At 72.2% G+C, this 24803-nt stretch carries 22 protein-coding genes and 1 pseudogene; 10 read left to right on the forward strand and 13 right to left on the reverse strand.

Features of this window, described 5'->3' with window-relative positions; translation table 11 throughout:
* Positions 1-17 precede the first annotated feature (17 nt).
* Positions 18-1964 (forward strand): beta-propeller domain-containing protein, encoded by a 1947-nt coding sequence (locus AAH991_RS10540; RefSeq protein WP_346225585.1) that lies wholly within the window; start codon positions 18-20, stop codon positions 1962-1964.
* 335 nt (positions 1965-2299) lie between these two features.
* Here the strand turns inward: AAH991_RS10540 and AAH991_RS10545 are convergent, their stop codons facing one another.
* On the reverse strand, positions 2300-4060 hold the full coding sequence (locus AAH991_RS10545) for a glycerol-3-phosphate dehydrogenase/oxidase (protein ID WP_346225586.1): 1761 nt from the start codon (positions 4058-4060) through the stop codon (positions 2300-2302).
* 223 nt (positions 4061-4283) lie between these two features.
* Positions 4284-5051 carry a class I SAM-dependent methyltransferase gene (locus tag AAH991_RS10550; protein ID WP_346225587.1) on the reverse strand — a complete coding sequence of 256 codons (768 nt, stop codon included), beginning with the start codon at positions 5049-5051 and terminating at the stop codon, positions 4284-4286.
* Positions 5052-5225: 174 nt separating this feature from the next.
* Here AAH991_RS10550 and nagA point away from each other — a divergent pair, with 174 nt between their 5' ends.
* Complete coding sequence (nagA, locus tag AAH991_RS10555; RefSeq protein ID WP_346225588.1) at positions 5226-6359, forward strand: N-acetylglucosamine-6-phosphate deacetylase; 1134 nt, start codon at positions 5226-5228, stop codon at positions 6357-6359.
* A gap of 57 nt (positions 6360-6416) precedes the next feature.
* On the opposite strand, the gene AAH991_RS10560 is transcribed toward nagA, so the two are convergent.
* Positions 6417-7475, reverse strand: a complete 1059-nt coding sequence (locus AAH991_RS10560; RefSeq protein ID WP_346225589.1) for an SDR family oxidoreductase — start codon at positions 7473-7475, stop codon at positions 6417-6419.
* Between the two features lie 71 nt (positions 7476-7546).
* Between AAH991_RS10560 and AAH991_RS10565 the strand changes: the two genes are divergently transcribed.
* On the forward strand, positions 7547-8530 hold the full coding sequence (locus AAH991_RS10565) for a LysR family transcriptional regulator (RefSeq protein WP_346225590.1): 984 nt from the start codon (positions 7547-7549) through the stop codon (positions 8528-8530).
* A 26-nt stretch (positions 8531-8556) separates the two neighbouring features.
* Here the strand turns inward: AAH991_RS10565 and AAH991_RS10570 are convergent, their stop codons facing one another.
* A complete protein-coding gene (locus AAH991_RS10570) occupies positions 8557-8979 on the reverse strand; it encodes a DUF6223 family protein (protein WP_346225591.1) in 423 nt (140 codons plus the stop codon).
* A 219-nt stretch (positions 8980-9198) separates the two neighbouring features.
* Between AAH991_RS10570 and AAH991_RS10575 the strand changes: the two genes are divergently transcribed.
* Positions 9199-10314, forward strand: coding sequence for a sensor histidine kinase (locus AAH991_RS10575; RefSeq protein WP_346225592.1), 1116 nt, complete (start codon positions 9199-9201; stop codon positions 10312-10314).
* On the forward strand, positions 10311-10973 hold the full coding sequence (locus AAH991_RS10580; RefSeq protein ID WP_346225593.1) for a response regulator: 663 nt from the start codon (positions 10311-10313) through the stop codon (positions 10971-10973). The genes AAH991_RS10575 and AAH991_RS10580 overlap by 4 nt, the downstream gene beginning before the upstream one ends.
* A 147-nt stretch (positions 10974-11120) precedes the next feature.
* Here the strand turns inward: AAH991_RS10580 and AAH991_RS10585 are convergent, their stop codons facing one another.
* Together AAH991_RS10585 and guaB are read right to left on the reverse strand one after the other, a co-directional pair.
* Complete coding sequence (locus tag AAH991_RS10585; protein WP_346225594.1) at positions 11121-12239, reverse strand: GuaB3 family IMP dehydrogenase-related protein; 1119 nt, start codon at positions 12237-12239, stop codon at positions 11121-11123.
* A gap of 32 nt (positions 12240-12271) precedes the next feature.
* Positions 12272-13753 carry an IMP dehydrogenase gene (gene guaB / locus AAH991_RS10590; RefSeq protein ID WP_169985234.1) on the reverse strand — a complete coding sequence of 494 codons (1482 nt, stop codon included), beginning with the start codon at positions 13751-13753 and terminating at the stop codon, positions 12272-12274.
* Positions 13754-14355: 602 nt separating this feature from the next.
* Between guaB and AAH991_RS10595 the strand changes: the two genes are divergently transcribed.
* Both AAH991_RS10595 and AAH991_RS10600 read left to right on the forward strand, forming a co-directional pair.
* Complete coding sequence (locus AAH991_RS10595; protein ID WP_346225595.1) at positions 14356-15360, forward strand: helix-turn-helix transcriptional regulator; 1005 nt, start codon at positions 14356-14358, stop codon at positions 15358-15360.
* A 187-nt stretch (positions 15361-15547) separates the two neighbouring features.
* Positions 15548-15925 (forward strand): DUF5319 domain-containing protein, encoded by a 378-nt coding sequence (locus tag AAH991_RS10600; RefSeq protein WP_169951881.1) that lies wholly within the window; start codon positions 15548-15550, stop codon positions 15923-15925.
* Here the strand turns inward: AAH991_RS10600 and AAH991_RS10605 are convergent.
* The 5 genes from AAH991_RS10605 to AAH991_RS10625 all read right to left on the reverse strand — a co-directional run bounded on the left by AAH991_RS10605 (position 15886) and on the right by AAH991_RS10625 (position 20079).
* Positions 15886-16101, reverse strand: a complete 216-nt coding sequence (locus tag AAH991_RS10605; RefSeq protein WP_346225596.1) for an anti-sigma-D factor RsdA — start codon at positions 16099-16101, stop codon at positions 15886-15888. The two genes, AAH991_RS10600 and AAH991_RS10605, sit on opposite strands and share 40 nt — an antisense overlap.
* A complete protein-coding gene (locus tag AAH991_RS10610; RefSeq protein ID WP_169985453.1) occupies positions 16098-16724 on the reverse strand; it encodes a sigma-70 family RNA polymerase sigma factor in 627 nt (208 codons plus the stop codon). Before AAH991_RS10610 ends, AAH991_RS10605 begins: the two co-directional genes overlap by 4 nt.
* A gap of 338 nt (positions 16725-17062) precedes the next feature.
* A complete protein-coding gene (groL, locus tag AAH991_RS10615) occupies positions 17063-18688 on the reverse strand; it encodes a chaperonin GroEL (RefSeq protein WP_346225597.1) in 1626 nt (541 codons plus the stop codon).
* Positions 18689-18754: 66 nt separating this feature from the next.
* Positions 18755-19066, reverse strand: a complete 312-nt coding sequence (gene groES, locus AAH991_RS10620) for a co-chaperone GroES (protein WP_030508383.1) — start codon at positions 19064-19066, stop codon at positions 18755-18757.
* 170 nt (positions 19067-19236) lie between these two features.
* Positions 19237-20079 carry an NAD-dependent epimerase/dehydratase family protein gene (locus AAH991_RS10625; RefSeq protein ID WP_346225598.1) on the reverse strand — a complete coding sequence of 281 codons (843 nt, stop codon included), beginning with the start codon at positions 20077-20079 and terminating at the stop codon, positions 19237-19239.
* Between the two features lie 138 nt (positions 20080-20217).
* On the opposite strand from AAH991_RS10625, the gene AAH991_RS10630 reads away from it, so the two are divergent.
* The 3 genes from AAH991_RS10630 (at position 20218) to AAH991_RS10640 (ending at position 23113) form a co-directional block, all read left to right on the forward strand.
* Complete coding sequence (locus AAH991_RS10630; protein WP_346225599.1) at positions 20218-20799, forward strand: MarR family winged helix-turn-helix transcriptional regulator; 582 nt, start codon at positions 20218-20220, stop codon at positions 20797-20799.
* A 141-nt stretch (positions 20800-20940) separates the two neighbouring features.
* The gene (locus AAH991_RS10635) at positions 20941-22149 is read left to right on the forward strand and encodes a class I SAM-dependent methyltransferase (protein WP_346225600.1); all 1209 of its coding nucleotides are present in this window, start codon (positions 20941-20943) and stop codon (positions 22147-22149) included.
* Between the two features lie 157 nt (positions 22150-22306).
* Positions 22307-23113, forward strand: a complete 807-nt coding sequence (locus tag AAH991_RS10640) for a hypothetical protein (protein ID WP_346225601.1) — start codon at positions 22307-22309, stop codon at positions 23111-23113.
* 143 nt (positions 23114-23256) lie between these two features.
* Here AAH991_RS10640 and tsaD read toward each other — a convergent pair whose 3' ends face one another.
* Positions 23257-24303: a tRNA (adenosine(37)-N6)-threonylcarbamoyltransferase complex transferase subunit TsaD gene (tsaD, locus tag AAH991_RS10645; RefSeq protein ID WP_346225602.1), complete on the reverse strand. Its 1047-nt coding sequence runs from the start codon at positions 24301-24303 to the stop codon at positions 23257-23259.
* A pseudogene (gene rimI, locus AAH991_RS10650) lies at positions 24290-24790 on the reverse strand (ribosomal protein S18-alanine N-acetyltransferase); the annotation flags it as partial. The pseudogene rimI and the gene tsaD, both read right to left, overlap by 14 nt.
* Positions 24791-24803: the final 13 nt, after the last annotated feature.

Below are 24803 nucleotides of genomic sequence, written 5' to 3' on the forward strand. Positions count from 1 at the left end.
CGATCCGTCTTGGGGGCATGAGGACATCGATTCGTACGGCGGGCGTTCTCGCCGCGCTGCTGGCCACGGGAGCCACGGGCTGCGCGGGTGGCCGTACGGCACAGGACTTCCCGCCCTCCCCGGCCGACCTGACCGGCAGGGTGCGGCTCGTCGCCTACAGCGACTGTGACGAGCTGACCGAAGGGCTGCGGCAGGCGGCCGCGCGGAACGTGACCCCCTGGGGATTCGGGGAGAACATGCTCTTCGCCGCCCGTTCGGACGTCGCCGCCGCCAAGGAGACGACGGCCGGGCAGCCGTCGCACTCGACCACGAACACGCACGAGGCGGGCGTGGACGAGCCCGACCTGGTCAAGACCGACGGCAACCGGGTGATCACGGTCACGAGGGGCGTGCTGCGCGTCGTGGACGCCAAAAGCCGGAAGGTCACCGGAACGCTGCGGCTCGTCGCCGAGGACCAGTCGTGGGCCCAGGCCGACCTGCTGGTCCAGGGCGACCGCGCGCTCGTGCTGTTCCAGGGCGGCGGGATCATCCCGTTCGGGGCGACGGCCAAGACCAGGGCCGGCGCCGGCGGCCCGAGATACGTCCTCGTGGACCTGTCCGGCGAGCCGCGCGTCCTCGGCGCGATTACCGTGACCGGACAGCACGTCGACGCCCGGCAGACCGGCTCCACGGTGCGGCTCGTCGTCCGGTCCCAGCCGGCGATCGCCTTCCCGGCGCCGAAGGGGAACGAGCCGGAGAAGGATCTGCTCGAAGCCAACCGCCAGGCCGTGCTGTCCGCCCCCGCCGACGCGTGGCTGCCGTCGTACGACGTCGAGTCCGGCGGCGCGAGCCGCACCGGGCGGGTCGGCTGCGACCGGGTCAGCCACCCCGAGCAGTTCACCGGCACCTCGATGCTGACCATCCACACGATCGACCTGGCCGCCGCCACGCCGTTCGGCGCACTCACCCCGATCGCGGTCGCGGCCGACGGCGACACGGTGTACGGCACGGCGGGCAGCCTCTATGTCACCAGCAATCCCCGGTGGTGGGCGGCCCGCCCGGTCGACGTGGTGCCGATCCCCGAGACTTCGGCCGCCATGTCGACGCCGCAGGCGCCGCCCGAGCGCACGGAGGTGCACCGCTTCGACGTCTCCGCCCCCGGCGCCCCCCGCTACGTCACCTCCGGCTCTGTGCCGGGCCGCCTGCTGAACCAGTACTCCCTGTCGGAGTACGACGGCCATCTGCGGGTGGCGACGACCAGCGGCGCGGAGGTGTTCGGGGCGAGCCCGGGCGGCAGCGAGAGCGGCGTGTACGTGCTCGACGCCGGCACGCTCGCACAGACCGGCTCGGTGACGGGCCTCGGCAGGGGCGAGCGGATCCACTCGGTGCGGTTCATGGACGGCCTCGGCTACGTGGTGACGTTCCGCCAGACCGACCCCCTCTACGCGCTGGACCTGCGGGACCCGGCCGCGCCGAAGGTCACCGGCGAGTTGAAGATCACCGGCTTCTCCGCCTATCTCCACCCGGCGGGCGAGGGGCGGCTGATCGGCGTCGGGCAGGAGGCGAGCGGGGAGGGCCGCATGCTCGGCACGCAGATCTCGCTGTTCGACGTCGCCGACCCGGCCGCGCCCGCCGTGCTGTCGCGGTTCCACCAGGAGCAGTCCGGTTCCGAGGCCGAGTGGGACCCGCACGCCTTCCTCTACTGGCCCGCCACCGGGCTGGCCGTGCTCCCGCTCGCGAACTGGGCCGACGGCGGGATCGCGGGGAGCGCCGCCCTCGCCCTGCGGGTGGGCGACCATGAGATCACCAAGCTGGGCGTCGTCAGCCACCCGCGGCAGCCCGCCAGGAGCGACTTCGCCCCCGCCGACCAGGGCATCCGCCGATCCCTCGTCATCGGCGACGACCTGTGGACCCTGTCCGACGCCGGCCTCAAGGTCAGCGACGCGGGCACGCTGACCGATCGGGCGTGGATCCCCTTCGCCTGACGACGCACCCGCTACTGAAATACGGTCAAGCGATTTCAGTAGCGAGGTGATCGCTTGTGGTGACCAAGCCGGCACCCATCTTCGCTCGGGACTGGGAGTGGGAGGCGCTCGCCTCCTTCGCGACCGGCACGCAGCCGGAGGTGGCCTTCGGCGTCGTCAGCGGCCGCCGCAGGCGGGGAAAGGCCTTCCTGCTCAAGAACCTGGCCGAGACTCTCGGCGGTTCTACTTCGGCGGAGCCGGTTTCGACGACGACCTGCGGGCCGAGGCCGCGCGGGAGCCCGCCGTCCTCCTCGTGGACCTGCCGGCGCTGTACGGTCGCGCCTGATCGGCGAGGGTCAGCCCGCCTCCCCACGTGCCTTCGCGAGGTCGCGCGGGGGCGCGACGGGGACGATCTCCGGCGCGCCGAGGCGGATCGCGTCGGCCTCCTGGTCGGTGTCCTGCTCTTGGGAGGCCCGCTCCGCCTCGACCCGCTTGGTGTAGTACTCGACCTCCCGCTTGACCTGCTCGCCGTCCCAGCCGAGCGGGCCGGCCATGAGCTCGGCGGCCTCCCGGGCGACCGCCGTGCCCCGGTGGAAGGTCTCGATCGAGATGCGGGTGCGCCGGGTCAGCGCGTCGTTGAGGTGCCGGGCGCCCTCGTGTGTCGCGGCGTACACGATCTCGGCGCGCAGGTAGTCGTCGGCGCCGTCGAGGGGCCGGCCGAGCGAGGGGTCGCGCTCGATGATCGCGAGCACCTCGTCGATGAGCGAGCCGTACCGCTCCAGCAGGTGCTCGATCCTGGCCACGTGCAGCCCGGAGGCGCGCGCCATCCGATGGCGGGAGTTCCACAGGGCCTGGTAGCCCTCGGCGCCGGCGAGCGGCACCTGGTCGGTGCACGACGGCGGCACGCGCTGGTCGAGGCCGAGCGCGACCGCGTCGACGGCGTCGGCCGCCATGACCCGGTACGTCGTGAACTTGCCGCCGGCCACCATGACCAGCCCCGGCACGGGGTGGGCGACGACGTGCTCGCGCGAGAGCTTGGAGGTCTCCTCCGACTCCCCGGCCAGCAGCGGTCGCAGCCCGGCGTACACGCCCTCGACGTCGTCCCTGGTCAGCGGCACCGACAGCACCGAGTTGACCCGGTCGAGCAGGTAGTCGATGTCCGCCCGGGAGGCGGCGGGGTGGGCCTTGTCCAGGTTCCAGCGGGTGTCGGTGGTGCCGATGATCCAGTGCCGCCCCCAGGGGATGACGAACAGCACGGACTTCTCGGTGCGCATGATCAGGCCGCTGCGGGAGTGGATGCGGTCGCGCGGCACCACGAGGTGGATGCCCTTGGACGCCCGCACGTGGATCTGCCCCCGGCCGCCGACGAGCTGCTGGATGTCGTCGGTCCACACGCCGGTCGCGTTGACGACCTGCCGGGCCCGCACGTCCAGCTCCGCGCCCGTCTCCAGGTCGCACACGCGCACGCCGGTGACCCGCTCCCCCTCCCGGAGGAAGCCGATCGCCTGCACCCGCGAGGCGACGTGCGCGCCGTACGTCGCGGCGGTGCGCAGCGTGGTCATCACGTAGCGGGCGTCGTCCACCTGGGCGTCCCAGTACTGCACGGCGCCGGTGAACGCCGACCGCCGCAGCGACGGGACCACCCGGAGGGCCTGGCGGCGGGTCAGGTGGCGGTGCCCCGGCACGCCCCGGGTGAGGCCGAAGGACAGCCCGAGCGTGTCGTAGAGCACGAGCCCCGCCCCGATGTACGGCCGCTCCCAGCCCGTGTGGGTGAGCGGATACAGGAACGGCACCGGCCTGACCAGGTGCGGCGCGATCCGCTTGAGCAGCAGGGCCCGCTCCCGCAGGGCCTCTCTGACCAGGTCGAAGTTGAGCTGCTCCAGATAGCGCAGCCCCCCGTGGATCAGCTTGGACGACCGGGACGACGTGCCGGAGGCGAAGTCGCGCGCCTCGACGAGCCCCACCGAGAGCCCCCGGGTCGCGGCGTCGAGCGCGACGCCGGCGCCGACCACGCCACCGCCGATCACGACCACGTCGAGTTCCTGCGCCTCCATCCGCGCCAGGGCGGCGGTGCGCTCCGCCGGGCCGAGTCGTGCCGTGCCCATCCTCGCCGTCATAGGGCTCCTTCTGTACCGCTTTCACCTCTGTCGAGTAAATCTACCCACGAGTAGCTACCCGGGAATCCATCCTTTCTGCCGCCTTTCCCAATGATCTCCGGAAATGTCGGTGAACTCTTCCCCACACACCGACACGCCACGGCCGCGGCACGCCCCGGGGCGGAACGCCGCGGCCCCGCCGCGCTCCTCGCGCCGCCGTGACGTCGATGACCTCTACGCCGCCCTACGCGGCCGGCTCGGCGGACCGCCCCTCGTCCGGGTCACCGGGGCGCCTGCAGGCGACCATCGACGTCCGGGCGTGCGGCCCGCCGTACCAGAACCGCCAGCCGAGGTCGTAGACCTCGACGTCGGCGGCGCCGCACTCGGTCAGCACCTCCGCGTACCGGCGTGCGTTGCGGAAGTCGGCGATCCGCAGCAGGCCGCCCGGTTTGAGCACGCGGAAGGCCTCGCGCACCGCCTCCGCACGGCCCTCCTCCTGCACGATGTTGTGCACGGCGAGGCTGGAGACGACCAGGTCGAACGCGGCGTCGTCGAACGGCAGGTCGCGCATGTCGCCGGTGACCAGGTCCACCCGGTCGGCGACCCCTTCCGCGCGCGCGTTGGCCAGGGTGGCGTCCTGGCTGTTGCCCGACTGGTCCTTCGTCACCCACAGGTCGACGCCGGTGGCCCGGCCGGCGCCGGAAAGCCGCGCGGCGGCCTTCAGCAGCACCAGCCCCCGGCCGCAGCCCAGGTCGAGGACCTGCTCGTCCCCCTTCAGCCCGAGCCGGTCGAGTTCGGCGTCCCACACCCTGGACTTCCCGCGCGAAGTGGTGTGCGCGAACAACGCCGCACCGGCGGCGAGCACGATCCCGCCCACGAGGAGCACGACGGCCGGAACGGGCAGGCCGATCCCGAACAGCACGGCGGCGAGTGCCAGCTCGGCGATACCGCCCAGGGCCAGCCCGGCCAGCACGCCGGGAGCGTCCACACCGTAGTTCGCACGCGGATTCACCACCGTAAGGTTTTACCTCCGGCTCATCCCTGTGTACAGGGTTGGCATTTCGCGCTGTTAAGAGGACTTATTGCACTAATGACTGCTTTTTCCCGGGAATCGGGACGTTCCCGTACGGCGGGAGCGCCCGGACCCGGAGCGGCGAGCGCGGGCCGCACACGCGAGGATGGCGGCATGAGCGTGACTCTCTCCGATGCCCGCGTCGTCACTCCCGACGGCGTCCACGACGGCTGGCTGACCATCGAGGACGGCAGGATCACCCACATCGGGCGCGGGCGGGCGCCACGCGACGGGTTCGGCCTGGGCGGGCGTACGGTCGTCCCCGGCTTCGTCGACATCCACAGCCACGGCGGAGCCGGCGGAAGCTTCCCCGACGGCGACCCCGCGAGCGCCGCCGAGGTCGCCGCCTTCCACCTCGGATGCGGCACGACCACTCTCGTGGCCAGTTTGGTCACCGCCGCGCCCGACACGCTCACGCGGGCCGCGGCCACGCTCGCCGACCTGTGCGAGCAGGGCCTCATCGCCGGCATTCATTTCGAGGGGCCGTACATCGCCCGGTCCCGGTGCGGCGCGCACGAGCCCACGCTGCTGCGCGAACCGGACCGGGCGGAGTTCCGTGCGCTGGTCAAGGCCGGGCGCGGGCATGTGCGGATGCTGACGATCGCCCCGGAACTGCCGAACGCGCTCGACGTGATCAGGGACGCCGCCGCCGAGGGGATCGTCGCCGCCCTCGGTCACAGCGACGCCACCTACGAGCAGACGCTCGAGGGCATCGAGGCGGGGGCGAGCGTGGCGACCCACCTCTACAACGCGATGCCCTCGCTGGGCCACCGCGCGCCGGGGCCGATCGCCGCCCTGCTACAGGACGAGCGGGTGACGGTCGAGCTCATCAACGACGGGGTCCACGTCCACCCGGCCATGCTGCGCCTGGCCATGGACGCGGCGGGCGCGGACCGTACGGCGCTGATCACCGACGCCATGGCGGCCGCGGGCATGGGCGACGGGCGCTACCCGCTCGGCCCGATGACGGTGGACGTGAAGGACGGCGTGGCCCGCCTCGCCGAGGGTGGTTCGATCGCCGGCAGCACGCTCACGATGGACGTGGCCTTCCGCCGCACGGTGCGGGAGGTCGGGCGCTCGCTGGTGGACGCCGCCCGCATGGCCTCTCTGACCCCGGCCCGTGTCCTCGGCCTGGACGGCGAGGCCGGCTCGATCACGGTCGGCAAGTACGCCGATCTGGTCGTGCTCGACGACGATCTGAACGTCGCCGGCGTGATGCGGCGGGGCGCCTGGGTTCGCCACCCCTGATCCGGCGGCCGCGAGACCGTTCGCCGTGCCGTGCCTCCCGGTGGGGGCGCGGCGCGCTCAGGGGATGATCCGGCGGTGGCGGAAGCCGGCGAAGATGTCCAGGAACATCTGCCGGGTGTCGGCGAACTCGTGGAAACCGAACCGCCGCGCCTTCGAGCCGTCGGCGATGAAGTCGTAGTCCCAGGAGAAGACCGCGTCGCCGAAGGCCCACGAGGACACCTCCTGGTAGGAGTGCTTCGCCAGGCCGTGCCGCTCGACCATCGCGTCCCACAGCGGCTCCTTGTCCGCCATGACCTCCGCCAGCGACATGTGCAGCGGCGGCGCCACCTCCAGGTCGAAGAAGCGGGCGATCTCCGGCCACATCTCCTCCCACCGGAACAGATCGCCGTTGTTGATGTTGAACGCCTGGTTGGCGCACGCCTCGCTGGTCGCCGCCCACACCGTGGCCTTGGCCAGCAGCGTCGCATCGGTCATCTCCAGCAGCGTGCGGTACGCCCCGGGCTTGCCGGGGAACCGCAGCGGCAGGCCCAGTTCCTTGGAGATCGCCGCGTACACCGCGATCACCATGGCGAGGTTCATCGGGTTGCCGAGGGCGAAACCGCAGACCACCGAGGGGCGCAGCGCGGACCAGGTCCAGGCCTTGCCCTTCTGGCGTTCTTCGAGGAAGTTCTGCTGGTCCACGTTGAACTCCGGCGGCATGTGGTGGGGGTCGTCCTCCCGCGCCGGTGTCTTGAACGGCCCGAGGTGCGCGCCGTACACCTTGTAGCCCTGCATCAGGCTGACGTGGCGCAGGACGGGCGAGGCGGCCTCCACGGCCTCGACGACGTTGACCAGCATGGCGAGGTTGGGCGGCACCAGCTCCGCCCAGGTCGGCCGGTCCTGGTAGGCGGCGTAGAAGACGTGTGTGACGCGGTCGAGGCCGCGCAGCCGCTCCCGGCAGTCCTCGGCGTTCAGCAGGTCCACGGCGATGTGCCGGATCCGGCCCGCGTCGGTCCCGCCCCGGCGGGACAGGCCGATCACGTCCCAGTCTCCGAGCTCCACGAGGTGGTCGATCAGGTTGCGGCCGATGACGCCGTTCGCCCCGACGACAAGGGCGACCTTGTTGTCCGTGTTCATGGCTCAAGCTTCGGGCAAGCACCAGTGATAAGTCCAAGACATGTCTTTCACATGTCCCATAACATATGTTCATGGCAAGCCTGCGGCAGCTCGAGTACCTGGTCACGATCGTGGAGGAGGGGTCGTTCACCAGGGCGGCCGAGCTCCTCCACGTGTCCCAGCCCGCGCTGTCCCACCAGGTGCGGGCGCTCGAACGCGAAGTCGGCGGCCCGCTCCTCGAACGTCTTCCCCGGGCGGTACGGCTCACCGCGATGGGCCGGGCGATGCTGCCGCACGCCCGGGCCGCGCTGGCCGACGCGGAGCGGGCGCGGTGCGCGGCACGACAGGCCGGCGGCCTGGAGACCGGGGAGCTCCAGGTCGCGACCCTCTATTCGGTGAGCCTCGGCGTGCTGCCGCCCGCGCTGCGTGCCTGGCGGCGCTCGCATCCCGGCGTACGGGTCAGGCTGTTCGAGCATTCGCACGCCGAGCAGTTGCGCGAGGCGATGGTCGCCGGCCAGGCGGACCTCGCCATCGGGCCGGCCCCGCGCGACTGGGACGGCCCCGTCACGCCGCTCGGCACCGAACCGTTCCTCGTCGTGCTGCCCGCCGACGACCCGGCGGGCCGCCCGGGCGACGGCGCCGACGGTGTGCGGGGAGCGGACAGCACGCACGGCGCACACGGTCCGGACGGCGCGGACGCTTCGGACGGCGCGCAGACTGTGGACCTGACGGCGCTGGCCGACCGCGACTGGGTGCACTTCGCGCCGGGCAACGGGCTCGGCGAGATCCTCGACCAGGCGTGCGCGGCCGCCGGTTTCCAGCCGCGGGCCGCCGTGCGCACCGAGCAGACCGCCGCCGCGCCCGTCCTCGCCGCCGCCGGGCTGGGTCCCACCCTGGTGCCCGCCAACGTCATCCCTCCCCATTTCGACGGACGCGTGCTGTGGCCCCGGCCGCCCGTGGAGCGCCTCATGACGGCCTACACGCGGGGCCGCCCCGATCCTCTCGCCGCCGCCTTCATCGCGACGCTCGGGCATGCGGCGTGCCTGGTGCCCGCCCACGTACGCGCCCTCCGCTGAGGAACCCGGCGGACGGCCGCGGCCGGTCAGCCGGCGCGCCGGGCGCGGGTCAGGGCGAGCCAGCCGACGACCACGCCGGCCGGCCCCACCACCAGGGCGACCCAGCCCCCGACGATTCCGTAGCCGGTGCCGGGACCACCCTCGGCGGCGGCCACGACCAGCCCGCCGATGACCGTGCAGGCCAGCGCGGCCACCAGGGCGACGACGGCCCCGCTTCTCGCGTCGCCGATGCCGATACGGCCCGCGGAGCGGGCCAGGGCCAGCCCGCCGACGACCACGCCGGCCAGCCCCAGCACTATGGCCACCAAGGACCAGAGACGTCCGGCGGTCATGGCGTAGGCGCCGACGCCGGCCGGCTGGACCAGGAGAAGCGCCGCCGACGGCGTGGCACGCCCGGCGTGTCGGAGCAGGACGGTCGGGGCGGCGGAAAACAGGTGACGGACGGACATGAGGGTGCTCTTTCTCCTCGTACGACGGAACCTCACCCGAGCATGTCCGCCGGACCCGCCGCCGGTCGTCCGCCGCGAGCGGGCGATCGGCGCTGCCGCCGGTGCCGCACCCGGCTGCCGCGGGCGCCGCAGCAGCGGTGGAAGTACCGCGGACGCGGTAGGCGGCCGATCATCCGCGCGGAGGAGCCTCCCGCGCCGGCATCAGGCTAGGGTGCGCGCATGAGGTCAGTCCGGTCCGATGTCAGAGACTGGGCGATCGCCGTCTGCGTGGCGGCGGCGCTGCTCGTGACCGGGCTGTCCAAGCAACACCAGGCGACCGGCCTCGATCCGGTCGGCTACACGCTGCTGGTGGCCGGTGGCCTGGCACTGGCCGCGAGCCGCAGGGCGCCGGTTCCCGTCCTGGCCGTCACGGGGCTGTGCGCGGTGGGTTACCAGGCGGCCGGTTTCGACGTGCCCGCCGTCGCGTACCTGTTCGCGGTGTACGCCGCGATGCGGGCGGGACACCGCGCCATCACGGTGGCGGCGAGCGTGACGACGCTGGCCGCTCTCCCCCTCGCGGCCCTGGCGTCGGGCCTGCACGACGCGGGCGCGGCGCTCGCGCACGCCCGTGGCGCCCTCGAACTGGCCTGGCTGATCGCGGCCGGCGCGGCGGGCGAGGCGCTGCGGCAGGCCGAGCGCCGGGCGGAGGAGGCCGAGCGCACCCGTGAGGAGACCGCGCGGCGCCGCGCCGACGAGGAGCGGCTGCACATCGCGCGGGAGCTGCACGACTCGCTGACCCACCAGATCTCGGTCATCAAGGTGCAGGCGGAGGTCGCCGTGCACGTGGCGCGCAAGCGGGGTGAACAGGTGCCGGAGGCCCTGCTGGCGATCCGGGAGGCCGGCCGTGAGGCGGCCCGCGAACTGCGGGCGACCCTCGAGGCGCTGCGTGACGACGGCGACAACCCGGCGCGCGGGCTCGACCACGTGCCGGACCTGGTGCGACGGGCCCGGACGACCGGCCTCGACGCGACGCTGACGATCGAGGGACACCGCGACGACGTGCCGGCCGCGGTGGACCGGACGGTCTACCGAATCGTCCAGGAGTCACTGACCAACATCGCCAGGCACGCCGCCGCCACCAGCGCGGCGGTCCGGATCGACTACCGTCCGGACGCCCTGGTCGTACGGGTCGACGACGACGGAAAGGCCACCCCCGGCACCGCGCCCGTGCCCGGCGTCGGACTGCTCGGGATGCGCGAACGCGTCACCGCCCTCGGCGGTCGGCTGCGCGCGGAGCCGCGCGGCGAGGGCGGCTTCACCGTCCACGCCGAGCTCCCGGTGGAGCGGACGCCGTGATCCGGGTCCTGCTGGTCGACGACCAGCCGCTCCTGCGCGGCGGATTCCGCGCGCTTCTCGACCTCGAAGACGACATCGAGGTGGTCGCCGAGGCCGGCGACGGGAGGGAGGGCCTGGCTCTGGTCAGGCGGCACCTGCCCGACGTCGCTCTCATCGACATCCAGATGCCGGGCGTCGACGGCATCGAGGCGACCCGGCGTATCGCCGCGGACCCGGCGCTGGCCGGGGTGCACGTCGTGATCCTGACCAACTACGGCCTGGACGAGTACGTCTTCAACGCGTTGCGGGCCGGCGCGGCCGGCTTCCTCGTCAAGGACATCCTGCCGGAAGACTTCCTGCACGCCGTGCGCGTCGCCGCGCGCGGCGACGCCCTGCTCGCGCCGTCGATCACCCGCAAGCTGATCGACCGGTACGTCACCCAGCCGCTCCACACGGGCGCCGGCCCGGAACCGGCGGAGCTGACCAACCGCGAACGCGAGGCCGTCGCCCTGGTCGCCCACGGCCTGTCCAACGACCAGATCGCCGACCGCATGATGATCAGCCCGATGACCGCGAAGACCCACGTCAACCGGGCCATGGCCAAGCTCCACGCCCGTGACCGCGCGCAGCTCGTGGTCTTCGCCTACGAGTCCGGCCTGGTGACCCCGCGCGGGCGCTGACGCGGCGCCCGAGTTCGAGGGGAGCCCGCGCCCCGAGGCCGGGGCCGGGCGTTCTGAGCAGCGCCGAAGGCGCGGAGCGGGGGCCGGGGCGCCCGGAGCGGGGCCGGGGCGCCCGGAGCGGGGCCGGGCCCCGCTCCGGGTGACGGCTCAGCGCTGCGGCGGGGCGACGACCACCTCGACGCGCTGGAACTCCTTGAGGTCGGAGTATCCGGCCGTGGCCATCGTGCGGCGCAGCGCGCCGAGCAGGTTCATCGAGCCGTCGGCCAGCGACGACGGGCCGTGCAGGATCTCCTTCAGCGTGCCGATGGTGCCGAACTCGACCCGCTTGCCGCGCGGCAGCTCGGGGTGGTGCGCCTCGGACCCCCAGTGGAACCCGCGGCCCGGGGCCTCGCTGGCCCGCGCGAGCGGCGAGCCCACCATGACGGCGTCCGCGCCGCAGGCGATCGCCTTGGCGATGTCGCCGGAGCCGCCCATGCCGCCGTCGGCGATGACGTGGACGTACCGGCCGCCCGACTCGTCCATGTAGTCGCGGCGGGCCGCGGCCACGTCGGAGATCGCGGTGGCCATCGGCACGACCACGCCCAGCACGTTGCGGGTGGTGTGCGAGGCGCCGCCGCCGAAGCCGACCAGCACGCCGGCCGCGCCGGTCCGCATGAGGTGCAGCGCCGCCGTGTACGTCGCGCAGCCGCCCACGATGACCGGGACGTCGAGCTCGTAGATGAACTGCTTGAGGTTGAGCGGCTCGGCCCGGCCCGACACGTGCTCCGCGGAGACCGTCGTGCCGCGGATCACGAAGATGTCCACGCCCGCGTCGATCACGGCCTTGTGGTGCTGCACGGTGCGCTGCGGCGACAGCCGTACGGCGGTCGTGACGCCGGCGGCGCGGATCTCCTCGATGCGCCGGCCGATCAGCTCGTCCTTGATCGGCGCGGTGTAGATCTCCTGCAGCCGCCGGGTCGCGGCCTCCCGGTCGAGGGTGGCCACCTCCTCCAGCAGCGGCGCGGGGTCCTCGTAACGGGTCCAGAGCCCTTCGAGGTCGAGCACGCCGAGGCCGCCCAGGCGCCCGATCTCGATGGCCGTCTGCGGCGACACGACGCTGTCCATCGGGCTCGCGACGAGCGGAGAGTCGAACCGGTAGGCGTCGATCTGCCAGGAGATCGACACCTCCTCCGGGTCGCGGGTGCGCCGGGAGGGCACGATGCCGATCTCGTCCAGCGCGTAGGCACGCCGTCCGCTCTTGCCGCGCCCGATCTCCACCTGTGTCATATCGCCTGTTCTTTCCGTTTCTTCCGGTACGACTATCGCCCGTGGTAGTTCGGGGCCTCGACCGTCATCTGGATGTCATGCGGGTGGCTCTCCTTGAGCCCGGCCGCCGTGATCGGCATGAGCTGCGCCTTCTCGTGCAGTTCCTGGATCGTCCGGGAGCCGGTGTACCACATGCCCTGCCGGAGGCCGCCGACCAGCTGATGGGCCACCGCCGCGACCGGGCCGCGGTAGGGCACCTGACCCTCGATGCCCTCGGGGATGTACTTGTCCTCCCCGGACACCTCGGCCTGCGCGTACCTGTCCTTGCTGAACGACGCGCCGCCGCGCTCGCGGTTGCGCACCGCGCCCAGCGAGCCCATGCCCCGGTACGACTTAAACTGCTTGCCGTTGATGAAGATCAGCTCGCCGGGCGACTCCTCGCAGCCGGCCAGCAGCGAGCCCAGCATGACCGTGTCGGCCCCGGCGGCCAGCGCCTTGGCGATGTCGCCCGAGTACTGCAGGCCGCCGTCGCCGATGACCGGGACGCCCGCGGGGCCGCACGCCAGCGCCGCCTCGTAGATGGCGGTGAGCTGGGGGGCGCCCACGCCCGCGACGACCCGGGTGGTGCAGATGGAGCCGGGCCCGACGCCCACCTTGACCGCGTCGGCGCCGGCGTCGACCAGCGCCTGCGCGCCGGCGCGGGTGGCGACGTTGCCGCCGATGACGTCGACCCGGCCGTTGGCCTTGATCTTGGCGATCATGTCGCACACACCCCGCGAGTGCCCGTGCGCGGTGTCGACGATGATGACGTCCGCGCCCGCCTCGATCAGCGTCATGGCGCGCTCCTCGGCGTCGCCGGCGACGCCCACGGCCGCGCCGACCATGAGGCGGCCGTCGGCGTCCTTGGTCGCGATCGGGTACTGCTCGCTCTTGGTGAAGTCCTTGACCGTGATGAGCCCCTGCAGGCGACCGGCCTCGTCCACGAGCGGAAGCTTCTCGACCTTGTTCTGCCGCAGCAGCCGGAAGGCCTCGTCGCGGTCGACGCCCACCGGCGCGGTGACCAACGGCATGGGGGTCATGACGTCGCGCACGGCCCGGCTCTGGTCGCTCTCGAACCGCATGTCGCGGTTGGTGACGATGCCCACGAGCACGCCGTCCGCGTCGGTGACCGGAACCCCGGAGATCCGGTAGGTCGCGCACAGCCGCTCGACGTCGGCGAGGGTGTCCTCGGGTGAGCAGGTCACGGGGTTGGTGACCATCCCCGCCTCGGACCGCTTGACCAGATCGACCTGCTGCGCCTGCTCCTCGATCGAGAGGTTGCGGTGCAGGATGCCGATGCCGCCCTGCCGTGCCATGGCGACCGCCATGCGCGCCTCGGTGACCGTGTCCATCGCGGCCGACACCAGCGGGATCCGCAGGGTGATGCTCCGGGACAGCCGCGTCGCCGTGTCGGCCTCCCCCGGCTGCAGGTCCGAATAGGCGGGAACCAGGAGCACGTCGTCGAACGTGAGTCCCGGTTCGGTGAACTTGGCCATCTGCTGCACCCTCCTGCGCCGTGGGTCCCTCGCGCGTGGGTCCCTCGCCAGACCCGAGGTCAGTCTAGTGGGCGCCCCAAACCGCATCCGGCAGACCTGTCAAGAGGGATGGCACAAAAAGTGGGGGGACCGGCTCCCGGTCCCCCCACTTCCCCGCGTCGCGCCTGCCACGCCCGTCGAGCCCCCCTCCGCGCCCGGCAGACGCGGCGTTCCCGGCTAACGCTGGGTCAAGGATGCGTCACACAGCGTCCATGCGCAATGGCGTAACGTGCAACTGCACAAAGATGCATTTCGCGCTTCGAAACTGCGACCGAAACAAAATGCGATCACTCACATCCATACAAAAGCCGCCACGTTCCAACCGTGCCGAATGTGCGAACAGGACGGACAACAGGGAAAAGCCACGCTATTGTCACGCGGAGCGAGGCGAGATGAGGACCGAAGTCGGAGCGCCGGACGCCGGGAGACGTTTTCGACCGATGGACCGGTGCGGCCAATGCGACCGGTCCGGCCAATGCGACCAGCGCGTTGTGATCAGTGCGACGTGATCAGTGCGACGCGATCAGCGCCCTGAGACCGGCGCGACCACCGACGGAGCGAGCATGAGTACGACGCGCAACGCCGATTCTCGAACCGGCCCCCTCGAAAGCCTGGGCCTGTCCCCCGGCCAGGCGGCCCTCTACACGGCCATGCTGCGGCTGCACCGCGCCACGCTCACGGAGCTGGCCGAGGCGGTCGGCCGGCCCGCCGAGGACGTGCTCGACGCCCTGGACGGGCTCGTACGGCTCGGCGCGGTGAACCGGCGGCGGGAGGAGTTCCTCGCGCGGCATCCGGCCGCGGCGATCGGACGGCTGGTGGCCGAGAGGCTGGACCGCATGGCCAGGGAGACCCGCCAGATCGACGAGGTGCTGGCCGCGGCCGGACGCCTGGCCCATCACTACGACGCCGGCCGCGACTGGCGCAGCGGCCGGTTCACGGTCGAGCCGATGAGCGGTGCGGACGAGCTGTGCGAGAGCGTGATCGGCCTCGCGCTGCAGGCGCCCCCCGCCGAGCTGGTCATGGCCGTGCCGGACCGCCGCACCATGGCCCGGTTCGCCGACGGGTACGGCGGCCAGTGGCTCCAGGCCGCCGCCGACGGCATCCTGCGCCTGCGGATCGTCGTGGCGCTCGACGCCCTGTCCTCACCCGCCGTACGGGAGACGTGCGGGCGTCTGTCCACGGCGGGCGCGAGGCTGCGCGCCCTCGACGCGGTGCCGAGCTGGTTCTTCGCGCTCGGCGACGGCGCCGCGGGGCTGCCCGCCGAGTGGGGCGTCCCGCTGCCCGAGCACTCCTACAACTGCTACCTGGTCCACGCTCCGGTGGCGGTGGGGGCGCTGCGGGCGCTGTTCGAGGAGCTGTGGGCCCGGGCCGCGCCGATCTCCCCGCACAACAACGTGCTGCAGGTGCTGCGGCTGGCCGCCCACGGCCTGTCCGACGACGCCGTGGCCCGCCACCTCGGGGTGTCCGTGCGCACGGTGCGGGCCAGATTCGCCGAGGCGATGTCGGAGCTCGGGGCGCAGTCCCGCTTCCAGGCGGGGGTGGAGGCCGCCCGCCGGGGCTGGCTGTGACGCGGCCGACTGTGACGGGGCCCGCTGTGACGCGGGGCGCGGGGCACGTCAAGGCTGCGACGACGAGGTCTGTGTCGCCAGGTCAGCGTCGCCGAGGATGGGACACCGGAGTCCCGGGCCGCGGCCCGACGAGCAGATGGAGCGCACTTATCCTCGTGGAGGGGGCGGTGGTCATAAGGTGGGATGCGTGCTGGAAGACGTCCCCCGCGACCCGTTCGCGGATGACCCCAACGACCCCGCGGCGGAGCTTGGCACGCCCGACGACGTGGAGCCGCTGACGCTCGCCGAGCGCGACGAGGCGCTGACCGATCTCGCCGACGTGGAGGTCTTCCGTTCCCTGCTCGAACCCCAGGGTGTGCTCGGGCTCGTTCTCGACTGCCCGGAATGCGGCGAGCAGCACTACTTCGACTGGGACCTGCTGCGCGGCAACCTGCGCCAGATGATCGACAACGGCCGGCCGCAGGTCCACGAGCCGGCCTACCAGCCCGATCCGGCCGACTACGTCAGCTGGGAGTACGCCCGGGGCTACGTGGACGGCGTGATCGACACCGAGGAGAGCCGCTGACTGTCCACGTCGGCCACGAGCGCGCCCAGCAACCGGACGGCGGCGTCCGTGCCGCCGACCGGCTCGCGGCGGGCGAGCGCGTCGAGGACGGCGTCCGTCCGCATTACGTCGCCCTCCACGTCGGCATCGCCGTACGACCGCAGGTGGCGCGCCGTACGACGACGTTTCGTGGTCACGCAATCGACTCCAACTCGGCCAGTTGCCGGAGCCTCGCGAGCGCGCGATGCTGCGCGACCCGGACGGCACCCGGTGACATGCCGAGTACATTACCCGTCTCCTCGGCGGACAGGCCCGAGACCACCCGCAGAATGAGGAGCTCGCGCTGGGTGTCCGGAAGCCGGGACAGCAGATCCCTGGCGTGCTGCGCCTCGATGTAGCGCACCACCGTCTCCTCCGGCCCGGGGCCCTCGTCCGGCCCGTCCGGCAGGTCCTGCGTCGGGACGGCCGAGCGGACCGAGCTCCTTAAGGCGTCGGCCACCTTGTGGGAGGCGATCCCGAAGACGAACGACGCGAACGGACGGCCCATGTCGCGGTAGCGCGGCAGTGCCGACAGCACCGCGATGCACACCTCCTGGGCCACGTCGTCGGCGATGTGGTATTGACCGGACACCCTGCCCAGTCGAGCCCTGCAGTACCGGACCACCATCGGGCGCAAATGTCCCAGCAGTGATTCGATCGCGGTGCGATCTCCCTGTACGGCAAGGCTGGTCAGTTCCCTGAGGTCGGACTCATCCGATCTCGTCGCAAGCCTTACCCCAGTTGCGGCGTCGGCGACGCATCCCTCGGTCACGTTAGGCATGATGCCCGTCGCGATCGTTGATGTCGTCATGGTTAACGGCTACGGATTGGTCACATTGACGCGTCGATAACGGTCCGTAATCATTTGACCACTCGCCCGTTGGAACATTCCAACCGTAATGCCCAAAACAACATATATATGCCGGACGGCTTGACAGGGAAAAAGAAGTATGCCGGTCGTTGCCATTGCCCGCGGCCCGGCTTCGGCCGCAGCGGCCCGTCCCGCGCGCGCAACGGGCAGGAGGCGAAAAGCGGAGCGCCCCGCGGTCCGCCCTTACGGGCGGGCGCGGGGCGCGGAGTGCTACGGAGCCTACGGCCGGGAGGGCCGCCCGGCCTCGATCAGTGGCCGTGACCGTGGCCGTGGCCGTGACCGCCGTTGGCGGCCGGAGCCTCCTCCTCGGGCTTGTCCACGACGAGGGCCTCGGTGGTGAGCAGCATGCCGGCGATGGACGCGGCGTTCTGCACGGCCGAGCGGGTCACCTTGACCGGGTCGATGACGCCCTGGCCCACGAGGTCGCCGTACTCACCGGTGGCGGCGTTCAGGCCCTCACCGGCGTTCATCGCGGCGATCTTGGTGGTGACGACGTAGCCCTCCAGGCCCGCGTTCTCGGCGATCCAGCGGGCGGGCTCGATCAGCGCCTTGCGGACGATCGAGACGCCGGTGGCCTCATCGCCGGTCAGGCCCAGGTCGTCGAGCTCCTTGGACACGTGCACGAGCGCGGAGCCACCGCCGGAGACGATGCCCTCCTCGATCGCGGCGCGGGTCGCGGAGATCGCGTCCTCGAGGCGGTGCTTCTTCTCCTTCAGCTCCACCTCGGTCGCGGCGCCGACGCGCAGCACGCACACGCCGCCCGCCAGCTTCGCGAGACGCTCCTGGAGCTTCTCACGGTCCCAGTCGGAGTCGGACTGCTCGATCGCGACCTTGATCTCGCGGACGCGGTCCTCGATCGCCTGGGCCTCGCCGGCGCCGTCCACGATCGTGGTGGTGTCCTTGTTGACCACGACGCGGCGGGCCGTGCCGAGCACCTCGAGGCCGACGTGCTCCAGCTTGAGGCCGATCTCCTCGCTGACGACCTGGCCACCGGTGAGGATGGCGATGTCCTGCAGCATGGCCTTGCGGCGGTCGCCGAAGCCGGGGGCCTTGACGGCCACCGAGGTGAAGGTGCCCCGGATCTTGTTGGTCACCAGGACGGCCAGGGCCTCGCCCTCGACGTCCTCGGCGATGACCAGCAGCTGGCGCTTGGTCTGGGCGACCTTCTCCAGCAGCGGCAGGAAGTCCGCGATGGAGGAGATCTTGCCCTGGGTGATGAGGATGTAGGGGTCCTCGAGGACCGCCTCCATGCGCTCGGAGTCGGTCACCATGTAGTGCGACAGGTAGCCCTTGTCGAACTGGAGGCCCTCGGTGAACTCCAGCTCCAGGCCCATCGCGTTGGACTCCTCGACGGTGATGACACCGTCCTTGCCCACCTTGTCGAACGCCTCGGCGATCAGGCCGCCGATCTTCGCGTCCTGCGCGGAGATCGTGGCGACGTTGGCGATCTCCTTCTTGTCCTCGACGTGGCGGGCGCTGCCGAGCAGCCGCTCGCTGACGGCCTGCGCGGCCTTGTCGATGCCGCGCTTGAGGCCCAGCGGCTGCGCGCCGGCGGCCACGTTGCGCAGGCCCTCACGGACCATGGCCTGGGCGAGGACGGTCGCGGTGGTGGTGCCGTCACCCGCGATGTCGTTGGTCTTGGTCGCCACTTCCTTGGCGAGCTGGGCGCCGAGGTTCTCGTACGGCTTGTCCAGCTCGACCTCGCGAGCGATGGTCACACCGTCGTTCGTGATCGTCGGGGCACCGAACTTCTTGTCGATGACGACGTTGCGGCCACGGGGGCCGAGGGTCACCTTGACTGCGTCGGCGAGAGCGTTCACACCACGCTCGAGAGCGCGCCGCGCGTCCTCTTCGAACTCCAGGATCTTCGGCATTCAGGTCTCCTTGTGAGCGCGCGGAGCCCCGGGCGCGTGTCCCGGGGCTCCACTGGCCGACGCGGCCTACTTCTCGATGATGGCGAGCACGTCGCGGGCCGAGAGCACCAGGTACTCCTCGCCGCCGTACTTGACCTCGGTGCCGCCGTACTTGCTGTAGAGGACGACGTCGCCCTCCTTGACGTCGAGCGGGATGCGCTTCTCGCCGTCCTCGTCCCAGTTGCCCGGACCCACAGCGAGGACGCGGCCCTCCTGCGGCTTCTCCTTGGCGGTGTCCGGGATGACCAGGCCGGAGGCGGTGGTCTGCTCGGCCTCAAGCGGCTGGACCACGATGCGGTCGCCAAGCGGCTTAACGGGAACCTTGGTGGCGGTCGTCACGATCGGACCTCCCCTTCAGATTGCGATGAATGAGCTGAAGAGGCGACCAGCGGCCTGCCGTCGCGGGTGTCAGACCTGTCTCGTCGCTGTTGGCACTCTCAATGGCAGAGTGCCAACACGAAACAGTATGCAAGTGGCGCGTGACAGTCAACACGAACCGGCATCGCAGGTCAGACGCGGGAGGCGTACGAGCCGGAGCGGACGTCGTCGACGATGCCGGGGCGGCTCGGCTGCCAGTCGAGGACCTTCCTGGCGAGGTCGCCGCTCACCACCTGGCTCAGGGCCAGGCCCTCGGCGAACGGACGGCCGAGCACCTCGCCCGCCTCGCCGATCGGCCACGCCACCGCCTTGCCCGAGCGGCCCGCCGCCGCGGCCACGTCCGCGACGCTCACCGCCTCCTCGGCGACGGCGTTGAAGAGGCTCCCCGGCGCCGCCTTCTCGATCGCGAGCACGAGCAGGTCCGCCAGGTCGTCGACGTGCACGGTCGCCCAGGTCGGCACCGGGCCGCCCGCGTGGACGTACCGGCCGTCCTCACCCTCGGGGGAGGCGAGCAGCGTGGGGATGCCGGCGCCCCGGCCGTACACGATGCCGGGCCTGACGACGACACCGCCCGCGTCGAGCACGAGCTTCTCCACCCGCGGCCGGTAGACGGAGGCGGTGATGGGGTTCGGCGGCGCGTCCTCGCCCGCCGCCTCCGTGGTGGCGCCGAGCACCCAGACGCCGCTGGTGTAGACGAGCCGCGCGCCGCCGCCCGCCAGCGCCTCGATCGCCGCGACGTCCACCGCCTCGTCCCCGACGGGGTTGGCGGCGTGCACGACGACGTCGATGTCCGGCGTCACCGCCGCGCGGAGCGTCTCGGGCTCCCGGATGTCGCCGTGGCGCACCTCGCCGGGCACGGCGGTGTCGCGCGCCTTCGGACGGACGAGCGCGACGACCTCGTGGCCGTGTTCGGCGAGGCGCTCCGCCAGCACCGAGCCGATGTACCCCGTGGCACCGAGCAGCAGGACCTTCATTTCTTCCACCTCGAACACTTCGATGTTTTACTGTTCGACGCAGACGGTAGCGCATACCCCAGCGACATTTCAACGTCGAAGTTTCGGTTACGATGGCCGGTGGAGGAGGAGCGGCGGAGGACCCAGGCCGCGCGCGCTATGAACGACACCCTCGCGAACGACAGCACCCGCACCGGCACCGACGACACCTGCACCGACACCACCTGCACCGGCGCCACCGGCAACGACGCCGTCGACCAGATCCTCAGCCAGTGGGCCCAAGTGCGCCCTGACGTGGACTGCTCGGCGATGGGGGTGGCCGGGCGGATCTCCCGCGCGTCCCGGCTGCTCGAGAAGGGCATCAAGGAGTACTTCTCCGAACACGACCTGGAGCCGTGGGAGTTCGACGTGCTCGCGACTCTCTTCCGGTCCAATGCCGATCACCGCCTCTGCATGAGCGACCTCGCCACCGCCGCGATGGTCAGCTCGGCGGCGCTCACCAACCGGGTGGACCGCCTCGTCGCCAAGGGACTGGTGCACAGGAAGGTCTCACCGTCCAACCGCCGCATGGTCCTGATCACCCTCACCGACGAGGGCCGGGCGGTGGTCGACGCCCTGCTCGCGGGTCACGTGGCCAACGAGGAGCGAATGCTGGCCGGCCTCACCGACGAGGACCGGGCCCAGCTGTCCGGGCTGCTCTGCAAGCTGCTCGCCTCGCTCGGCGACGTCCGCTCCTGCTGACCGCCGGGCACGGCCTTCCCGTTCCGCCGGCTCCGGCCGGTCCCCGACGGCCGGCCCCCTGCCGTCGTCCGCTCCGGCGGTCGTCCACAGGGCGACGCCCGCGGCCGACGTACGCGCCGGGCAGGCGGTAGCGTCGCGGGCGTGGACCTGGACGCCTTCCGCATGCTGCTCACGCCCACCGGGCGCGGGGCCCTGGACGAGGCCGTGAGGATACTCGCCGACGGCGCCGACCCGGTGGCCGCCGCGAGCGCCCTGCGCCGCGGCCACCCGGCCGACCTGGCGGCGGCGGCGCTCACCCAGGCGTCGCTGCGGCGGCGGGCCGAGGCCAAGTTCGGCCCCGACGCCGCGGTCATGTACTTCACCCCGCACGGGCTGGAGCAGGCCACGCGCCCCGAGGTCGCCGCACACCGCGCCACCAGGATCCGGGCCGCCGGAATCCGGGTCGGCGGAGAGCCGGCGGGCGGCCCCGCCGTTCTCGACGTCTGCTGCGGGATCGGCGGCGATCTCCTCGCGCTGGCACGGGCGGGCTGCGCCGTGGACGCCGTGGACCTCGACCCGCTGACCGTGGAGGTCGCCCGCGCCAACGCGGCGGCGCTCGGCCTGTCCTCCCTGGCCGTCGTCCGCACGGGCGACGCCGCGCTGGCCGACCCCGGCGGCTACGGCCTGCTGTTCGCCGATCCCGCCAGGCGTGGGGCGCGGGGACGGACCTTCGACCCGATGGCGTACTCCCCCACCTGGCCGGTCGTGCTCGATTTGGTGGCCCGTGCCCCGGCGGCCTGCCTGAAGGTGGCTCCCGGCATCCCGTACGAGTTCATCCCGGAGGGCGCCGAGGCCGAGTGGGTGTCGTACCGCGGCGAGGTGAAGGAGGCGGCGATCTGGACCGGGATGGGAGCGGGCGGGCGGCGCGCCACCCTGCTGCCTGCCGGGGTCACGCTCACGGCGTCCGGCGCGGAGGCGGAGACCGGGCCGGTGAGCCGCTACCTTTACGAGCCCGACGGCGCCGCGGTGCGGGCCCACCTCGTCGCCGAGGTCGCCGCCCTCGTGTCCGGCCGCCTCGTCGATCCCCAGATCGCCTACATCACGAGCGATCGTCTCGTACGCACGGAGTGGGCGTCCTGTTATGAGGTGACCGACGTCATGCCGTTCTCGCTCAAACAGCTGAGGGCGGCGCTGCGCGAACGGCGCGTCGGCGCGGTCACGATCAAGAAGCGCGGTTCCGCCGTCGACGTCGAACGGCTGCGCAAGGATTTGCGGCTTTCCGGCGACAATTCCCTCGTGATTGTCCTGACCCGCATCGGAGAGCGGCCCTTCGCCCTGCTTTGCCAGCCCATGACCAGCGCTGACGCGTGAAACCGGAGTAATTCACCGGCAATTGGTGCCTTTCTCATTCCGCCCCTGATGGCCGCGGGTCAGGGCCTAAAGTTGGCCGTCGGGCGTGCCGCCTGTTCGTTCATCCTGCGCGAGACCGGGCCGAACCGACGTTTCGGCGAGTGAAGGAGCATTCTCGGTGGAGCATTCCAGCCACAACCTCCTCCAAGCGGGCAGCCAGACCGCCATCTCCGACCGGATGCGCGAACTGCTCGCCCGGGCGGCGCAGGACCACGTCTACGAGCAGCGGACGCAGGGCGCCGTGCTCGACGAGATCCGCCAGCGGCTGGAGGGCATGGAGTGGCTCCTCCGCGAGGTGCGCGAGCGCGAGCTGGGCGGCCTCGGCGCGACTCTCGAGGCGATCACCCAGCGGCTCGACGAGATGAACACCAGACCGCCCGCCTGGGCCGAGGGACTGGCCCAGCACGTGGAACTGCTGCGCGACCACGTGGACGAGGTGGGCGGGCGGACCCAGGGCCTCGCCGACCGCATGGCCGACTTCGCGCACCGGCTCGGCAAGTTCCAGGGGAGCATGGAGGCCGCCGCCGGGCGTTTCACCCGGCTCGACAAGGCCCTCGCCGCGCTCACCGAGCGCACCGAGCGGCTGGAGTCCGTGGTCGTCGAACGGATCGACTCGGTCGGCGGCGGGGTCGAGGCGGTGCGGAGCGGCGTCCGCGACGTCGCCGCCGGCATGGACGAGATGAGCACCACCATCGCGGGCATGAACGCCGACCTCACGCTGACGGCGGGGGCCATGGCGCCGCTCGCCGAGGCGGTGCGCGGCAGGCCGGACCGTGAGCAGATCGCCGAGACCGTCTCGGACGCGGTCACCCGCGCCATGGAACCGGCCAGGGGCGACGTGGCCCGGCGCCTCGCCGCGCTGGAGGAGACCATGCTGGCGCTCGCCGAGGTCCTCCTGCGTCCCGCCCGCGGCCATACCGACTGAGCACCGCTCCGCCCTGTCGCCTCGGGGCGTTGAGCAGACTCCCGGAGGCACTGATCCGACCACCCCGGCCGCGCGTACCCGGCCGGGCCGTTCGCTCGGGCGATGGACGGACGCCGCGGGCCGCGGGAGCCGTCCGTGCGCGTTCAGACGTTGACGACGGTGATCGGGAGCGACGAGTCGGCCGGGATCTCCAGGGTGGAGGGCGTGACGCCCGCCGACACCAGGTCGGCGCCGAGCGTCGCCACCATCGCGCCGTTGTCGGTGCACAGCCCGGGCCGCGGCACCCGCAGGCGCACCCCGGCCGCGTCGCAGCGCTCCTGGGCCAGGGCCCGCAGCCGGGAGTTGGCGGCCACGCCGCCCCCGATCAGCAGGTCCTTCACGTCGTAGCGGGCGCACGCCTGCAGGGCCTTGCGGGTGAGCACGTCCACGACCGCCTCCTGGAACGACGCGGCGACGTCGGCCACCGGCACCGGCTCACCCGCCGCCTCGCGGGCCTCCACCCACCGTGCCACGGCCGTCTTCAGGCCGGAGAAGGAGAAGTCCAGGGTTCCGTCGTCGTACTTGCCACGCGGGAACGCCACCGCCGTGCCCGCCCCCTCGCGGGCGGCCCTGTCGATGTGCGGCCCGCCCGGGAACGGCAGGCCGAGCACCCGGGCCACCTTGTCGAACGCCTCCCCGGCCGCGTCGTCCACGGTGGACCCGAGCGAGATCACGTCCCGCGCCACGTCGGGCACCAGGAGCAGCGAGGAGTGCCCGCCCGAGACCAGCAGCGCGATCGAGGGCTTGGGCAGCGGGCCGTGCTCCAGCTGGTCCACCGCGACGTGCGCGGCGAGGTGGTTGACCCCGTAGAGCGGAACGCCGAGCCCGAGCGCGTACGCCTTGGCGGCGGCCACGCCGACGAGCAGCGCCCCCGCGAGGCCCGGGCCCGCGGTGACCGCGACCGCGTCGATGTCGGAGAACCGCAGCCCCGCCGCGGCCAGCGCGCTCTCGACCGTGGGCGTCATCGCCTCCAGATGGGCCCGCGAGGCCACCTCCGGCACCACGCCGCCGAAGCGGGCGTGCTCGTCCATGCTGGAGGCGATGGTGTTGGCCAGCAGCGTGTGCCCCCGGACGATGCCCACGCCCGTCTCGTCGCAGGACGTCTCGATCCCCAGCACGATCGGCTCGTCACGCTCGCTACGCTCGCTCATGTCCGCCCCCCATCTCTCCGTGTTGTGGCCCGAGGTCCTTCACCATCGTGATGGCGTCGGTCCCGTCGTCGTAGTAGCGCCGTCGCAGGCCCAGCCGCCGGAAGCCGAACCGCTCGTACATCGCCTGAGCGGGCGGGTTGTCGGCGCGTACCTCCAGGAACACCGAGACCGCGCCGCGCCGTACGGCCTCGGCGAGCAGCGCGTCCATCAGCGCGGTCCCGATGCCGGCGCGCCGGTGGCCGGCGAGGACGGCGATCGTCTGGACGTCGGCCTGGTCGCCCGCGGCCGCCAGCCCCGCGTAGCCCACGACGCGCTCGCCCACCTCGGCGACGAGGTAGTGGCGGGTGCGCGGCTGGTCGGCCAGCTCGCCGCGCATCATGGCCTCGCTCCAGGCGTCCGCGGGAAACGTGGTCCGCTCGATCTCCATCACGGCGGGCAGGTCCTCGTGGGTCATCTGGCGCAGGACGACCTCGGTCTGTCTCACGGAGTGTCCTCTCGGC

Source organism: Microbispora sp. ZYX-F-249, from assembly GCF_039649665.1.
Lineage (GTDB): Bacteria > Actinomycetota > Actinomycetes > Streptosporangiales > Streptosporangiaceae > Microbispora > Microbispora maris.

Coding starts and splice junctions, on each gene's coding strand:
- AAH991_RS10540 (WP_346225585.1), top strand. CDS start 18: ATGAGGACATCGATTCGTACGGCGGGCGTTCTCGCCGCGCTGCTGGCC.
- AAH991_RS10545 (WP_346225586.1), bottom strand. CDS start 4,060: ATGACGGCGAGGATGGGCACGGCACGACTCGGCCCGGCGGAGCGCACC.
- nagA (WP_346225588.1), top strand. CDS start 5,226: ATGAGCGTGACTCTCTCCGATGCCCGCGTCGTCACTCCCGACGGCGTC.
- AAH991_RS10560 (WP_346225589.1), bottom strand. CDS start 7,475: ATGAACACGGACAACAAGGTCGCCCTTGTCGTCGGGGCGAACGGCGTC.
- AAH991_RS10565 (WP_346225590.1), top strand. CDS start 7,547: ATGGCAAGCCTGCGGCAGCTCGAGTACCTGGTCACGATCGTGGAGGAG.
- AAH991_RS10570 (WP_346225591.1), bottom strand. CDS start 8,979: ATGTCCGTCCGTCACCTGTTTTCCGCCGCCCCGACCGTCCTGCTCCGA.
- AAH991_RS10575 (WP_346225592.1), top strand. CDS start 9,199: ATGAGGTCAGTCCGGTCCGATGTCAGAGACTGGGCGATCGCCGTCTGC.
- AAH991_RS10585 (WP_346225594.1), bottom strand. CDS start 12,239: ATGACACAGGTGGAGATCGGGCGCGGCAAGAGCGGACGGCGTGCCTAC.
- guaB (WP_169985234.1), bottom strand. CDS start 13,753: ATGGCCAAGTTCACCGAACCGGGACTCACGTTCGACGACGTGCTCCTG.
- AAH991_RS10595 (WP_346225595.1), top strand. CDS start 14,356: ATGAGTACGACGCGCAACGCCGATTCTCGAACCGGCCCCCTCGAAAGC.
- AAH991_RS10610 (WP_169985453.1), bottom strand. CDS start 16,724: ATGCCTAACGTGACCGAGGGATGCGTCGCCGACGCCGCAACTGGGGTA.
- groL (WP_346225597.1), bottom strand. CDS start 18,688: ATGCCGAAGATCCTGGAGTTCGAAGAGGACGCGCGGCGCGCTCTCGAG.
- AAH991_RS10625 (WP_346225598.1), bottom strand. CDS start 20,079: ATGAAGGTCCTGCTGCTCGGTGCCACGGGGTACATCGGCTCGGTGCTG.
- AAH991_RS10630 (WP_346225599.1), top strand. CDS start 20,218: ATGAACGACACCCTCGCGAACGACAGCACCCGCACCGGCACCGACGAC.
- tsaD (WP_346225602.1), bottom strand. CDS start 24,303: ATGAGCGAGCGTAGCGAGCGTGACGAGCCGATCGTGCTGGGGATCGAG.